The sequence below is a fragment of the Paenibacillus silagei genome (assembly GCF_017874735.1).
GTDB classification, from domain to species: Bacteria; Bacillota; Bacilli; order Paenibacillales; family Paenibacillaceae; genus Paenibacillus_AQ; species Paenibacillus_AQ silagei.
This window is the reverse complement of the sequence record NZ_JAGGLV010000001.1, coordinates 738,351-752,764: the sequence shown is the minus strand read 5'-3', so window position 1 is coordinate 752,764 and position 14,414 is coordinate 738,351. Positions and strand designations below refer to the sequence as shown.

Genomic DNA, 14,414 nt, shown 5'->3' with positions numbered 1-14,414 from the left:
GAAAACCGATCACATTGGGCGAGTGCTGGGTGTTGGGGCGGGATGTAATCGGAAAACCGATCACATTGGGCGAGTGCTGGGTGTTGGGGCGGGATGTAATCGGAAAACCGATCACATTGGGCGAGTGCTGGGTGTTGGGGCGGGATATAATCGGAAAACCGATCATATTGGGCGAGTGCTGGGTGTTCGGGCGGGATGTAATCGGAAAACCGATCACATTGGGCGAAAGTGCTGGGTGTTCTGGCCGGATGTAATCGTGTCCATGTCCGGTGAATAGGACAAACCCGGGAAATTAAGGTACACTTAACTGGATGATCCTGTCAGGTTCAATTAGAACGGGGTGGAAGCATGTGATAACGGAGGGCTCCTGCGATTATAAATAAGGAGAGATTAATCAATGGAATCAACAACATGCGAATTAACATGGAATCTGGACCGGATCTATCCCTCGTTCGAGTCGGGGGGATTTCAGCAGGACCGCCGGCAGGTGGAGAGCCTTGCCGGGGAGCTGAATACATGGTCGGCCTCGCAGCCCGTTAGCGGGCAGGCTCCTGCAGAACTGATGGAAAAGTTCCTTAAACAATATAATGCGTATCAACAGCTATATTTGCGTCTGTTCAGCTACGCGGAGCTGCGATTCAGTGCGGACAGCCAGTGTGAGGAAGCCGTCAATCTGATGGACGAGCTGGAAGAGGTGACCAGCGGGGCGGGTGAAGCTCTGGTCCGCTTCAGCAAATGGCTGGCAGGGGTAAGCGCGGATGAACTGGAGCGGAGTCTCCGTTTCAGCGCTTATCTGGAGCAGCATAGCTTCTATCTGCGCGGATTACAGGGGAAATCGCAGCATATGCTCAGCGCAGAAGGCGAAGCGGTGATTGCCCGGATGCAGAATACAGGCTCCAAAGCGTGGGAGCGGCTGTACATGCAGACGCTGTCTACACTGCGGACCGATCTGGAGCTGGCCGGAGTGACCCGCAGTGTGACACTGGCGGAGCTGCGGAATCTGGTCTACGACCCCGATCCTGCGGTACGGCGGGCGGCGGCTGAAGCAGAGCATGAGGCTTGCCGCAGCGTAGCGGAGCAGAGCGCCGCCTGTATCAATGCTGTCTCCGGTGAGGCGGCAGCCATCTATGAGCTGAGGGGCTATGCTTCCCCGCTGCATAAGGTGCTGGAAGCAGCGCGGATGGATGAGGAGACACTGGAGGTGATGCTTCAGGCCATCCGGGAGAGCCTGCCGGTCTTCCGGGAGTATTATGCCGAGAAGGCTGGGCGGCTGGGGCATTCGGGGGGACAGCTGCCGTTCTGGGATGTTTTTGCGCCCATTGGCACGGAATCTTCAATCCGCGTCACCTATGCTGAGGCCCAGGCGATGATTATCGCGGGGTTCAGCAGATTCAGCCCCGAGCTGGGCGGGTTCGCCCGCAAGGTGTTCGGGGAGCGCTGGATTGATGCCGAGCCGCGCAGCGGGAAAGGCAATTTCGGGATGTGTGTCGATATCGTCCCGATTGGAGAGAGCCGGATCATAACAAGCTTCCACGGTCAATATATAGATGTGAGTGTGCTGGCTCACGAGATTGGGCATGCATATCATACCAGCCGCCTCGCGGGACATACGATGGTTAACATGGATTATCCGGTGCCGATTGCGGAGACGGCGTCGATTTTTTGCGAGAGTCTGATTCATGTTGAACTCCTGAACTCGCTGCCTGCGGAGGAAGCGGATGCGATCCTGGAACGTAGTCTCTCGGATGCGGGGTATTATATTGTCGATTTCTATGCCAGGTACTGCTTCGAGAGCGCGCTCTATGCCCGCCGGTTATCCGGTCCCCTCCCATTAGAGGAGCTGAACGCATTGATGCTGGAGTCGATGGCTGCCGCTTACGGGGATAGTGTGCTGCCCGGGTCCATTCACCCTTACCAGTGGATTAGCAAGGCCGGGTATTATATGGCAGGCAATGAGTTCCTGAACTTCCCGTATTCCTTCGGGCTGCTGTTCTCCAAGGGGCTGTATGCCCAGTACCAAAAGCAGGGACAGGCATTCGTGAGCCGTTATGAACAGTTCCTCTCAGCGACCAGTACCCGGAGCATCGCAGACGCTGCGAAGCTGATGGATATTGATGTGCATTCCCTGGATTTCTGGCAGGAGGCGCTCGGATTCATTGCCGGGGATGTCCGGAAGTTTGCGGGGCGGGAATAAGAGTGTATTTTGCGCTGCGTGAGGTTCCTTTTTGCAGGGAAGTGTGGTAGAACAGTAGTATAAGTCTACGCCGCAGCGGCACAGAAAGGGATGCTTGATTGAATGTATGTAGTCTGTAAGGAACACGTAGAGCTGGCCATCGACAAATTTGTGGACGAGTACGAGGATGCACCAGATGTAGTCGATCTGAAGGAGACGGAGTTCTCGGACTGGGACCCGCCGGCGAAATGTGCGGAATGTGAACGAAATGCGGAATATCTGGTCGTCTGAGGACGGTTGGAATAAGAAACACCCTGTGGCCGTGAAGGCTGCAGGGTGTTTTGGCGTGCGGCGTATGCGCGAATGGTGCAGTTGCGGATTTAGCAGTCTGCGGCTTTCGCCATCTCGGCCAGCGGGCTGCGCTGACTGCTCCGCAGGTAGATGAAGGCGGAGCCGATCGCCACGATTGCTGCAACTGACAATCCCCAGTAGATGTTGGAGTAAGCGGCCTGAAGCGGCAGGCTGCGCTGCCATTCCAGGGCGCTGGCGGCCATCGCGACGCTGAAGGCACCGCTGAAGAACTGCAGCAGCTGGAAGAGCCCCATCCCGGAGCCGATCTGCGAAGCAGGCAGGATACGCGAGATTTCATTCGATACACTGCTCGACAGTACAGTGAATGACAGGCTCATAATCATATAGACGAGCATAACGGCGATCCAGGATTGTCCGGCGAATAGGGCGAACAATACGGTGGCGGCCAGAACTAGCAGTGGTGCGAAGCGCAGAATTCCGGTGTTGCCGTAGCGGTCAATCATCCGTCCGACCAGGCGGGAGACGAAGATGGCCAGCAGTGAGCCCGGGAAGATGACAAGCCCGGCATGGCTGGCGCTGAAGCCGAAGCGGTGAGTCAGAATCTGTGGCAGCAGGAACAGGGTAGCGAAGCTGCACAGGTAGGAGGCAACCCCGATCAGCGCCAGTACCAGATATGGCCGGTTGCTGAACAACGCTGGCAGTACGAATGGATCAGGGGTCGTGCGGATACGCCCTACAAATAAGGCAATCGCGGCGATGCCGGCGATCAGCGCGATCCACAGTCCGCTGGTCAGGAACAGGAGCAGACCGGTGGTACCCACGCCGAGGAAGATCCCGCCCAGAACGTCGAATGAGCCGCGAGCCGGAACTTCCTTGGGCAGCAGGATCAGGAACAGCGGCACCAGCAGCAGAATAGCTGCAGTGACTGCGAACAGCCAGGTCCAGCCGAGGTATTCCACAATGGAGCCGCCGGCTACCGGACCCAGACCCAGTCCCAGGGAGACGGCCGACATAATCGTCGCCATGGCTTTGCCGCGCCGGGCCTGCGGAATGTAGCGGGTGAACAGGACAAGGGACAGCGACATCACGGCGCCTGCCCCCGAGGCTTGCAGAATACGCACAATCAGCAGGAAAATGAAGCTGGTGCTGAAGAATCCGGCCACAGCAGCAAGCCCTAAGGTGAGCAGCCCGATAACCAGCAGCCGGCGGATCGGCAGGAAGTCCGAGAGCCGGCTGTATGTGATGGAGGCAATAGAGAACATGATGGAATACCCGGTTACAATCCAGGAGGCGGACGCTGCGGTGATGCCGAAGGTCTCGGTTACATCAGGCAGGGCCAGATTGAACATCGCTGTGTTCATAATAACGAGGACGACAGCAACGCTGAATAGCAGAGTTAACAGTCCTTCCCGTGGAAGAGCCGCTTGCGGAGCAGCCATTGAATGCTCTTGATCGCCCTCAGAAGCAGGTGATGAGGTCATGAGAAAGCCACTCCTTCATTCTTTTATTGTATTGTTCGATTACTTACGAACTATTGAAATATAGCATGCGCTAATGTAAAATGCAATTAGGAAATCATCGTGAAAAGAAGTACTAATATATACTCTGAAGGAGTCTTATTCATGAAGCAGCTCCATCATCCGGACCGCAAGGACATTCAGCTCGCCTCGGTGCTCTATGCGCTTAGCGACCCGATCCGTCTATATGTAGTGTCGGAGATCTGTAACCACGGCCCGCAATCCTGCAACAGCTTCAAGGTGCCGATTGCCAAGTCCACGCTGACCCACCATGCCCGGACGCTGCGCGAAGCGGGTGTCATTCATACCCGGGTGCAGGGTACCCAGCGCATTCTGTCCCTGCGGACGGAAGATCTGGACGAGCGGTTCCCCGGACTGCTGGATTCCGTATTGCATGCTTACGTCAGACCCGGGCCGGATGAGGGATTCGGGGAGCCGGAAGAGGAAGGGCAAGAGCAGGGATAAACAATCATATACTGTATGACATCATCGCCACTCCAGATTCTGGGGTGGTTTTTTGAAAATATAAGAATGTATATGTTTCACGCTATACATTATCCTTCTATTTCTCGCCGAAACGGTACCGTCCTTTAAAAGGACGGCAAAGCCGTTTCCACTTGTATGTACAGAGCATACAACCGTTACCATTGACAGAATTGTGTCAGGTGCAGTAACATTTTAAATTGTAATGATAATCATTCTCGATTAGAAAAGAGGAAGTCAACGCTATGTTCGCATCTAAAGGTAAGAGACTGCTGCAAGGCCTGCTCGTATTATTGGTTATATCCATGGTCGCTGCAGGCTGTTCATCGAATACTACGGAGAAATCATCGGCTGCCGGAGACGCGCAAGCTGCGAAGACCCTTACAATGGCGTGGCCCCGGGATATCGGACCGATGAATCCGCATTTATATAATCCGTCCCAGCTGTTAGCCCAGTCTATGATCTATGAGCCGCTTGTCAGTTATCAGGACGGGAAGCTTGTTCCGGCTCTGGCTGAATCCTGGACACTGTCGCAGGATGGCAAGGTATACACGTTCAAGATCCGCAGCAACGTCAAGTTCTCGGACGGAACGGCTTTTACCGCACAGCTGGTGAAGAAGAATATAGATGCGGTCTTACATAATAAGAAGCTGCACACATGGCTGGGCATGATCCCGCTGATTGAGAAGACAGAAGCGGTTGATGACACTACGTTCCGGCTCACGCTGACAGAGTCGTATTATCCGGCACTGTACGATCTTGCGGTGGTGCGGCCGGTACGCTTCCTTGGCGAGGCGGGCTTCCCCGAGGATGGCGATACGTCCAAGGGCATTCGTAGCCCGATTGGAACCGGACCTTGGGTGCTAAGCGAGTATAAGAAGGATGAATCGGCAACCTTTACACCGAATCCTTACTACTGGGGCGAGAAGCCGAAGGTGGACAAGGTGGTGGTGAAGGTGATCCCGGATGCGGAGACCCGTGTGCTGTCTTTTGAAAAAGGCGATCTGGACCTGATCTACGGCGAAGGTCTCATCAGCTATGACGCTTACAAGGAGCTTGAGAGCACCGGGAAGTACGTCACTAAGCTGTCTGAGCCGATCGCAACCCGCAATCTGGTGCTGAATACCATGAACGCGAAGCTCGCTGATCTTAAGGTCCGTCAGGCACTTAGCATGGGCTTCAATAAGGAAGCGATGGTCGAAGGGGTAACGCTGGGACTGGAGGAGAAGGCGGACAATATCCTGCCGCCGAATCTGCCTTATGCCAATATCAAGGTGAGCCCGGTAAAATATGATGTGGAGCAGGCGAATGCGCTGCTGAATGAAGCGGGCTGGAAGCTGCCTTCAGGTGGGGGCGTACGGGAGAAGGATGGACAGAAGCTTGAGCTGGAGCTGATGTATGACAAGGCGGATCTGACGATGAAGTCCATGGCGGAGACTCTGCAAGCTGAATGGGCGGGGATCGGTGTGAATCTGAAAATCACCGGCGTCGAGCTGACCGTCTACATCCAGCGCAGAAAGGCCAATGAGTTCGACATGAATTTCTACTCGACGTTTGGTGCGCCGTATGACCCGCATTCCTTCATGACTGCCGTTGTACAGCCGGGCTACGGGGTCTCGGATACTCTGGCGGCCTTGCCGATGAAGGCTGAGATCGACAAGAAGATTAAGGAAGGTATGGCTACCACAGATGACAAAGCCCGTACCGGGCTGTTCGGCTCTGTGCTCACTACGCTGCAGGAGCAGTCTTCGATCCTTCCGATCTCCTACATCAAGCAGATGGCAGTGTACCGGGACAATGTGGCTGAATTCAAGTTCCCGTCCAACCGGGATGAATACCCGCTTCATGGTATTGAGAAGAAGTAGTAGTCACGCAGGAGGGTTCTAAGTGGGCGTATATATCGGAAAAAGAGTGCTGGCGATCATCCCCATCATTCTGTTCTCCTCATTGCTGATGTTCGTGATGATCCGGGTGGGGCCGGTGGACCCGGCTGAAGCCTATCTGGCAGCGGCCCATATCCAGCCGGATGATGAAGTGCTGGCCGCCAAGCGGCATGAATTCGGGCTGGACCAGCCGCTATTGACGCAATATGTTCAATCGTTGGGCCGGCTGCTCCGGCTGGATTTCGGCCATTCCTACCTGTCCAATATGCCCGTATGGGGAGAGGTTGCCCAGAAGCTGCCCGCAACGCTTCAGCTTGCGTCCGCCAGTATCGTGCTGGCGCTGGTGGTTAGCATCCCGCTTGGGGTGCTAGCGGCGATTTACAAAAACCGGCTGTTAGATCATGTGATCCGGGTATTCGCCTATATCGGCGCTTGTGTTCCGGTCTTCTGGATCGGCTATCTGCTGATGTTCTTCATCTCGGTTAAGCTGGAATGGCTGCCTGTGGAGGGCAGAGGGTCTGTGCAGCACCTGATTCTTCCGTCTATTACCCTGGCACTCTGGCTGATTGCCATCTACGCGCGCCTGCTGCGGACGACCGTCCTGGAGGAGCTGAAGGAGGCTTATGTCCGGTATGCCCGGGCTAGAGGGATTAAGGAACGTGTGATTCTGTATAAATACGTGCTGAGAATTGCCATAGCACCGCTCATTACAGGACTGGGCATCAATCTGGGGAAGCTGCTGACAGGGGCGATTATCGTAGAGCAGGTATTCTCCTGGCCGGGCTTCGGCCGGTACTTTATTGAAGCGATTATTAACCGTGACATTCCGGTGATTCAATGCTATGTCATGCTCTCGGTCTGTGTGATTGCCGGGAGCAATCTGATAGCCGATCTGCTGCAGCTGTTCCTGGACCCGCGAATTGCGCGTAAAGGGAGGGCCAGCCAAGGATGAATAACTTAAGCAGCCGTTTCAAAGGCAAGAGAGTGATCATGATCTGCGGCAGCCTGCTGATCCTGTTTGGTCTTGCTGGCCTGTTGGCCCCGTGGATCTCACCGCATGACCCGATACGGGTGAACCTGGCAGCGAAGCTCAGTCCGCCCTCGTGGGAATATCTGCTGGGGACAGATCAGCTGGGCCGGGACAATCTATCCAGGCTGCTGTATGGAACACGGATCTCGCTGGGCTTTGCCTCGCTTATTTTTGCCGCTTCCTTAGGGGTGGGATTGCTCGCAGGAGTGGTTTCGGGGTACAGCGGCGGGTGGCTGGATGCTGCACTGATGCGGTTGTGCGATGGCATTATGTCTTTTCCCAGTATGATTCTGGTCTTCGGTCTGATCGGGATCCTGGGGCCGGGCCTGTCTCAATTGGTTATTGCTCTGATGCTGGTGCAGTGGGTGTACTTCGCCCGGATGTTCCGGAATATGATTGTCAGCCTGAAGGAGCGGAATTTCATTACGGCAGCGCGGATCAGCGGCTCTTCCCCCTGGCAGATCATGAGCAGGCACCTTATTCCCAATATTCTGCCGTCGATTGTGGTGATTGGGACGCTTGAGATGGGCTGGGCGATTATGGATATCTCGGCGATGTCCTTCCTGGGCCTGGGCGTCCAGGCGCCTACACCGGAATGGGGGGCGATGCTGAATGAAGGGAAATCCTTCATCCGCAATCATCCCGAGCTGATGCTCTATCCGGGCCTGATGATTATTATGGTTGTAGCTTCGTTTAATCTGCTGGGCGAGGCGCTGTCTGAACGGTACGGGATCAAACGAGGCTCCTGAAAGAAGGTATGAGCGAATCATGGAACAAGCGGAATATGTGCTGCAGGTGAAGGATCTGAAGGTATCTGTGGAGACAGCGGCAGGATATCTGACCCTCATAGAGGATGTTAACCTGGAGCTGAAGCCGGGGCGTGTGCTGGGTCTTGTGGGAGGCAGCGGCAGCGGAAAAACCGTAACATCGCTGGCGCTCCTCCAGATGCTGGACCGGCAGACGAGTGTGATCGAAGGCAGTATCCGGCTGCATACCCGTGAGCTGAACGGACTTCCGGAGAAGGACATGCGCAGGCTTCGCGGCAGTAGTCTTGCCCTGATTATGCAGAATCCGATGACAGCCTTCTCTCCGGTGTACACCATCGGCGTGCAATTCGTGGAGTCGATCCGTACACATGTGAAGCTGGGAAAAAAAGAAGCCAGAGCCTGCGCGATCCGCTCCCTGGCTGATGTGAATCTGCCCGATCCCGCAGCGCTGCTGGGAAAGTATCCGTATGAGCTGAGCGGCGGGATGCTCCAGCGGGTGATGCTGGCGCTCACCCTGTGCCTGAAGCCCTCCGTGATCATTGCCGATGAGCCTACTACGGCTCTGGATGTGACCAATCAGCTCCAGGTGCTGCGGCAGCTGGACCGGATGCGGCAGGAGCATGGGACTGCTATTCTGCTGATCTCCCATGATCTCGGCGTCATTGCGGAGCTGGCTGATGAAGTTGCGGTTATGCAGCACGGGCGGATTGTTGAGACCGCCGATGTATTCGAATTATTCGATCATCCCCGGCATGAATACACCCGGGAGCTGCTGGCAGCAAGGCCTCTGCTTCAGCTTAGTCCGCAGTTAGGGGGCCAGCTATGACTGGAATAGCGGCAGAATACATGCTTGAGGTCAGGGAAGTTACCCATACCTATGCTGCATCCCGCCGGTGGAGGCGTCCTGCGAAGCAGGATAATGTGTTGTCCGGCGTGTCTCTTCATATAGAGGAGGGAACCTGCCTGGGGCTGCTGGGATCAAGCGGAGCCGGTAAAAGCACACTGGGCCGGGTTATTCTCGGGCTGGAGCCGCCCCGCGCGGGCCAAGTTCTGATTCAGGGACAGGATCTGTATAAGCTGAGCCCGCAGGCGCGCAGGACCATCCGCCGCGATCTGCAGGTGGTCTTCCAGGATTGTTATTCTGCCGTGAACCCCCGGATGACAGCAGAGCAGATTATTGGTGAGCCGCTGTCCAATTACGAGTCCTTGAGCGTTCAGGAGCAGAAGCGGGCGGTAGGTGAGCTGCTGGAGTGTGTCGGACTAAGCGCGGAAGACATGCAGAAGCAGCCCTACCAGTTCAGCGGAGGACAGCTGCAGCGGATCAATATCGCCAGGGCGATTGCGCTGAAGCCGAAGCTCATCGTATTGGACGAGGCGGTTAGTAGTCTGGATATGATTAATGGGGCGAAAATTTTGCGGCTGCTGGGGGAGCTGCGGGCTGCGTTCGGCCTGTCTTATCTGTTCATCACCCATGATATTAAGGCCGCCTGTATGATCTCAGACGCACTGGCTGTCATGGATCAGGGCAAGATCGTGGAATATAACGACAGCAAGGAGCAGTTCCTGCAGTCCTCTCATCCTGCGGTTCGGGGCTTACTCGATTCCATGCTTGCGGAGCATCCGAGGAACCGGCACAGGGAGCTGCCCGGTCTGTCGGATCTGTCAGGAGACTCTGCACAATAAGAATCCAAATCCGGTGAGCAACAGAGGAGACTACGGTCTTGCCTTTTGCTCATTTTTTTGTTCAAATATAGAATTTATATGCTGCACGCTATACATTATCATTCTAATTAGAAGGATTCGTCCAATGACTTAGTTGCTGAATGTGGCTGAAGGATCCCCGGGAGCAGGAGTGTACCTTGATTTCACCAGTAAAGGCAGTATGCATGTGAGGAACAGTATACATCGTGCTGGCTTGGGTAGTGCATAGCCTGAATGTATATCAAAAACAGTATACATTCTGCTCACATGCGGGCGCATGGCCTGAATGTATATCAAAAACAGCATACATTGTGCAGGCTCGCAGTCGCATAGCCCGAATGTATGTCAAAAACAGCATACATTGTGCTGACTCGCAGTCGCATAGCCCGAATGTATATCAAAAACAGCATACATTGTGCTGACTCGCAGTCACATAGCCCGAATGTATATCAAAAACAGCATACATTGTGCTCGCGCGAAGGTAATTCTATTCATCCCGGTAGGAAGATTTTGTTATGGATCAAGCTTTTTATAGGACTCATTTGCTTCCGCCAGTACCTCCGCTCCGCCCGCCGCCAGGAACTCCTCGACGAACTCCCCGAATTCCTCAAGCGGACGCTCCCCGGTGATGAAGGCAATATACGCCTGGTCTCTTAGGTTAATTAGCCCAGCGCTGTTCCTGATCAGAGAGGGCGTAGCCACCTCCAAGGCATTATAGATGCCATCGTGATCCAGCCCCAGGGTTGCTGCCCACTGCTCGCTCCGGCCTGCAGGAAGGATGGGCAGGGTCATGCCGATCCCCGCGCCGATCGTATTCTGGTAGCTGAACTTATGGTTATACGGCGGCAGCAGGATGATATCCTTCTTGTCCGTTCCGGCCCAGTCCCAGTGTGTCCCCTGAATACCATACTGCAGAGATGCCGCCTCATCGGGGTCAGGATTTGCGCTGACGTAGTCCAGCAGCTGGAGGATCTTCTCCAGCTTGCCCGGCTCCTGGGTAGCATCCGCGCCAATGGCGGTGAAGCTCATCAGCATATCGTAGGCCTTGGAGCCGCGTCTGCCGTCCGGACCGCTAACCGGCCGCCCGAAAGCGATCTTGGCCTGCGGATGCTTCGCGGTTAACTCCTTGACGTTAAACATTGCTTCTACCGGAACCAGCCTGGCTGCCTTCTGGTCATCCAGTTTCCAGTCTGTATAATCCCCTGCCTGTGTCCAGTGATAATAATTGCCCATGGAGGTCATGCCGATCCGTCCGTTAATGAAGGCGTGCGACAGATGCTTGTAGCCTCCGCTATTCTCCCCGGTGATGAACTCGGGATCAATGACCCCGTCCCGGTACCATTTGCGGAGATAACGCAGCGCTTCCTGCATGTCCGGCTCCAGAGCGCCAATAACCAGTCCCTGATCCTTACGGCTGAAGTAGAGCTGATCCGTGAAGACCATCTGCCCGAACGCGCCGAAGACCACATTCATGCCCTCCTGCGACAAGCCGTAGGTGTCCCGGATACCGTTGCCGTCGGGGTCTTCGTTCGTAGCCGCATAGATGAATTTCTCGAAATCGGCCAAGGTATCCGGCACCTTAAGGCCGAGCTTGTCCAGCCAATCCTGCCGGTAGACCACTGGGACCCGATAGATGTTGGTAGGATTAATGACCGGAATGCCATAATAGGCCCCGTTAATGCGGCCATATTGCTGATAGGCGGGTGCATTCTCGCGGATGGCCTTAAGAATATTGGGAGCGTAGGTGTTCAGCAGTTCCTCAGGAATAGGGGCGAGCACGCCTTGCTGCTGATACTTCAGCAGATCCTGGGTCTGCCGGACCCGGAACAGGTCGGGAATGCTGCCTTGCACCAGCCTCTGGTCGAGCAGGGATTCATATTTGTTATTCGGCAGATTCCAGAATTCCAGATCTACTTTGAACTTCTGCTCCAGCTCCCGCACCATTACGGCATCCTCCGCAACCGGCAGATTCTGATGCATGGTCCAGGAGATTTTGAGCTTCGGGGCAGAGGAAACGGATGGATCCAGCAGCTCTTGTCCAGGCGCAGACGAGAGGGAAGCTGGCTGCCCGCTGCAGCCGCAGATCAGCCCCAGGAGGGGCAAGAGCATTAATCTTTTATACATATACATAAGGCACCCTCCTTATCCCAGGCTAATCTCCGCCTGCGGCGGCAGTGTATTCACGGTTCGCAGATAATTCCCCGGCGTACAGCCGTAGATCTCCTTGAAGCGCTTGATGAAGTAGGGAGTCGTTCCATAACCGACCGTACCGGCAATCTGTTCGATCGACATGTTGTTGTTCTCAATCAGCCGCCGGGCCTCTTCCATCCGTATGCCGGTAATATAGTCGGTGTAGGTGATCCCCAGCTCTTCCTTGAACAGCTTGCTTAGATACTTGGGACTGATGAAGACCTTGGCGGATACGGCATCCAGCGATAGATCCCCGGACAGATGCGCCCCGATATAGGCCTTGGCCGCTTCAATGGTCGAGAGTGCGCGGTCACTGTTCCGCTTCTGCGTCTCCATAATGAAGATGCCGATGGAAGCGGCGAACCACTCCTGCAAATGCCGGATATCCGGCAGGGCGATATATTCGTTATACAAATCCAGAGGCCCATGGGCGGAAGGGGTGTAGCGGATGCTTTTCAGATAATCCGAGTACATAAATACGGTGTTCGCCAGCACGAAGTGGCAATAATCCGCCGGGTAGCTGCCTTCCCGCATGACGGCTATCAGCTGCTCCAGCGCGGCCAGAGTCTCATCCAGCTGCCGGTTCTGCAGCTTGTCCTTGAATCTCATCAGCACAGGCTGCGGAATCTCGTCAAGACTCTGCTCCCTCTTCAGCAGCTCCCGGTCCTTTAAGACCCTGCTCTCCGGCAGAAAATAAGCATATTTCATTAAGGTCTGCGCTTCAGCGTAGCTGGTGTGAAGAAGGCTGATGGCATCCACCCAGCAGCCCTGCGAGAGCTGAATATTCAGCTGGAAATGCTGCTCTGCCGCTGCTGTAATCCGGTCCGAGAGCTGTTCGAGCAGCGTCCCGGAGGCTTCGCGCGCGCTGATAATGACAACCGTCTGCTTGTCCGGCAGCTCCTCGGCCAGAATGCGGATTCCGTGAAGCCGGATCGCCTCAAGCGTCCCGGTCATCCCGCTCATGGCTGCCTGCAAGCCGCTTAGACTCATGCGGGCGTAGGCTCCACGGGTGTTGAGGAGCAGGCAGCAGTAATGACGGTGCTCCGGAGAGAGTCCCAGGAATTGCGGATCTATGGTTACGCTGCCTTGGGCAGGGCTGTCCTGAAGGAGATTCAGGATCATGTTCTGCCGGATATGCGGACTGCTGGCCTCAAGCGTCCCCTCCAGTGTGGTCACTTTGTCGTTCAGACGGTTGAAGGCGGAATCGATAATTCCGAATTCGTTAAGGGCTTGTCCCCGCACTCCTGGCACCTCAGGCCCCGGGCCGTAGAGGTCCTTAATAGTGCGAAGCAGCCGCTTAAGCGGACTGTAATTCAATTTGGCCAGAATGCCGGACAGACAGATTCCTACCAATAGAGCAAGCAGACACAGGGAGAGGATGACCCTCTGGACAACGAGCCATTTCTCATAGAACAGGTTCGCCGGAGCCGCACTGAAGAGCTTCCACCCGGTGGTCGGCAGGTCCTGATAGGAGATGACGTAGGTGCTGCCCCCGATCTCCTGGCTCATGTTCCCGGATGTCTCAGGAGAGGCTAGTGCATTCGAGATACTGGCCGCATAGGTGTCAGCCTGAGCTGCAGCATCCGGATTCGATCCGGCGACAATCCCGCCAGAGGGTGTAGCAATGAAGCTGCTCTGATAGCGGGCAGGCATCATATTCTGCAGAATGGCACGCAGCGCACTCTCCTTCAGATCAATGGCAATCAGCAGCTCACTAGCTGCCCCGGGGGACTGGAACGGATAGCTGTGCACATAGGTGATCAGCTGGCTGCCGCTGCCGCCGGGGATGCTGGAGACGATATCGTCCGGCACGAACCGGGCCTCCGTCCAGAGGCTGTTACGGGAATTAAGGTTCATGCCGTTCACCCAATCCATCCAGTAGGCGGCACCCGCCTGCTGGTCCGCACGGAATTTCAGCCCATACAGCGAGGACAGCAGAAGATGCTGCCTGGGAGCATATAGATGTACGGCTTGTATCAGGTCCGAATGATTGGATACCTGCATGTTCAGCGACTCCTGGAGACTGCTCACCTTGCTGAGATTCGCTGGAAGTGAAGCATCTGGCAGCATACGGAGCGCAGCCCGCTGGTTCAGAGAGACTTCCAGATAGATCTGCTGGACCCGCTGAAGCACGGAGGCTTCAAGGGTACGGGCGGTATTGTCAAGGATGAGCCGGTTGCGGCCCTGAAGCTCTTCCTTATAATGATTCGAGAAATACAGATAGAAGGCAGAGCAGAGTAAGAGGACAATGACTAACACAACAGAGATGTATGAAGCGGCAAGGGCGGCAAAGGCAGAGTTCCATTTTCGCAAGATGTATTCTCCTCCCAGGCGGATTATACACTAGCCCCTCACCAA

12 protein-coding genes are annotated in these 14,414 nt (G+C 55.4%); 8 read left to right on the top strand and 4 right to left on the bottom strand.

Annotated elements, in window-relative coordinates; all coding sequences use genetic code 11:
* Nucleotides 1-217: hypothetical protein (locus J2Z70_RS03280; RefSeq protein ID WP_209869246.1), on the bottom strand; the 217-nt coding region annotated here is incomplete at its 3' end.
* A gap of 180 nt (nt 218-397) precedes the next feature.
* Between J2Z70_RS03280 and J2Z70_RS03275 the strand changes: the two genes are divergently transcribed.
* Entirely contained in the window at nt 398-2,194 is a 1,797-nt protein-coding gene (locus tag J2Z70_RS03275; protein ID WP_209869242.1) for a M3 family oligoendopeptidase, read from the top strand.
* A 102-nt stretch (nt 2,195-2,296) separates the two neighbouring features.
* Nucleotides 2,297-2,464, top strand: coding sequence for a CxxH/CxxC protein (locus tag J2Z70_RS03270; RefSeq protein ID WP_063829067.1), 168 nt, complete (start codon nt 2,297-2,299; stop codon nt 2,462-2,464).
* Between the two features lie 89 nt (nt 2,465-2,553).
* On the opposite strand, the gene J2Z70_RS03265 is transcribed toward J2Z70_RS03270, so the two are convergent.
* Complete coding sequence (locus J2Z70_RS03265) at nt 2,554-3,966, bottom strand: MFS transporter (RefSeq protein WP_245367922.1); 1,413 nt, start codon at nt 3,964-3,966, stop codon at nt 2,554-2,556.
* Between the two features lie 141 nt (nt 3,967-4,107).
* Between J2Z70_RS03265 and J2Z70_RS03260 the strand changes: the two genes are divergently transcribed.
* From J2Z70_RS03260 to nikE, 6 genes are all read left to right on the top strand, one after another.
* Nucleotides 4,108-4,467, top strand: a complete 360-nt coding sequence (locus tag J2Z70_RS03260; RefSeq protein ID WP_209869238.1) for an ArsR/SmtB family transcription factor — start codon at nt 4,108-4,110, stop codon at nt 4,465-4,467.
* A gap of 263 nt (nt 4,468-4,730) precedes the next feature.
* A complete protein-coding gene (nikA, locus tag J2Z70_RS03255; RefSeq protein WP_209869235.1) occupies nt 4,731-6,350 on the top strand; it encodes a nickel ABC transporter substrate-binding protein in 1,620 nt (539 codons plus the stop codon).
* Between the two features lie 22 nt (nt 6,351-6,372).
* Nucleotides 6,373-7,320: a nickel ABC transporter permease gene (gene nikB / locus J2Z70_RS03250; RefSeq protein WP_209869233.1), complete on the top strand. Its 948-nt coding sequence runs from the start codon at nt 6,373-6,375 to the stop codon at nt 7,318-7,320.
* Complete coding sequence (gene nikC, locus J2Z70_RS03245; protein WP_209869228.1) at nt 7,317-8,147, top strand: nickel ABC transporter permease subunit NikC; 831 nt, start codon at nt 7,317-7,319, stop codon at nt 8,145-8,147. The genes nikB and nikC overlap by 4 nt, the downstream gene beginning before the upstream one ends.
* A gap of 19 nt (nt 8,148-8,166) precedes the next feature.
* Nucleotides 8,167-8,991, top strand: coding sequence for an ABC transporter ATP-binding protein (locus J2Z70_RS03240; protein WP_209869226.1), 825 nt, complete (start codon nt 8,167-8,169; stop codon nt 8,989-8,991).
* Between the two features lie 20 nt (nt 8,992-9,011).
* Nucleotides 9,012-9,848: a nickel import ATP-binding protein NikE gene (gene nikE, locus J2Z70_RS03235; RefSeq protein WP_209869353.1), complete on the top strand. Its 837-nt coding sequence runs from the start codon at nt 9,012-9,014 to the stop codon at nt 9,846-9,848.
* A 531-nt stretch (nt 9,849-10,379) separates the two neighbouring features.
* Here nikE and J2Z70_RS03230 read toward each other — a convergent pair.
* Nucleotides 10,380-11,996, bottom strand: coding sequence for a type 2 periplasmic-binding domain-containing protein (locus J2Z70_RS03230; RefSeq protein ID WP_209869223.1), 1,617 nt, complete (start codon nt 11,994-11,996; stop codon nt 10,380-10,382).
* 12 nt (nt 11,997-12,008) lie between these two features.
* Nucleotides 12,009-14,369: an AraC family transcriptional regulator gene (locus J2Z70_RS03225; protein ID WP_209869220.1), complete on the bottom strand. Its 2,361-nt coding sequence runs from the start codon at nt 14,367-14,369 to the stop codon at nt 12,009-12,011.
* Nucleotides 14,370-14,414 lie beyond the last annotated feature (45 nt).